The organism is Campylobacter sp. RM12642 (genome assembly GCF_020137635.1).
Lineage (GTDB): Bacteria > Campylobacterota > Campylobacteria > Campylobacterales > Campylobacteraceae > Campylobacter_E.
On record NZ_JACGAT010000082.1, the window covers coordinates 1 to 609 of the forward strand.

Below are 609 nucleotides of genomic sequence, written 5' to 3' on the forward strand. Positions count from 1 at the left end.
GTTATGCGAGCCAATATTTCCACTATTCATTGTTCTAGCGGGTGCTGGTTCATCCCATTTCATCCTTTTATAAGTATTATGAAAACCTTTTACTTTATCTCCATTTTCTTTTCTTGGATAGTAAAAATTATTCTTAAATGCAGATTGACCAGATGGAGTATGTTTCATACATAATATTTCTCTAGGATTATGCATCTTTGCACTATGATGTTTTAAATTAGAAATCTCGCCAGATTCTAAACTTGGCAAATGTCCTATCGCCTCTTTTAGTGTTATTTCTCTTTGCTTTTTAGGTGCATTCCAAATCAAATGCTTTTTACACATTCTTATTACTGCTCTAGGTCTACTTTGCGGGATTCCAAAATCTTTAGCGTTAAAAATATCAACTTTAATATCATATTTATTGCTAAATAACTCATATACCATCTCTTTAGTTGGCTTAACAATATCATTATATTTAATCAAAACATCTAAATAACGTGGAACATTTTCTATCAAAATATAATCAATTTCTTTTTGCTCAATAATCTTAAATACTTCTACAATCAACTGATTTCTCAAATCAGCATTCAAATCCTTATCTTGCTTATTCACCCCCAAAGTGCTAGC

General features: G+C 30.5%; 1 protein-coding gene. It reads right to left on the minus strand.

Annotated elements, in window-relative coordinates; genetic code table 11:
• The coding region (locus AVBRAN12642_RS09775; RefSeq protein WP_336608322.1) for a DNA cytosine methyltransferase at window positions 1-609 on the minus strand (609 nt) is incomplete at both ends.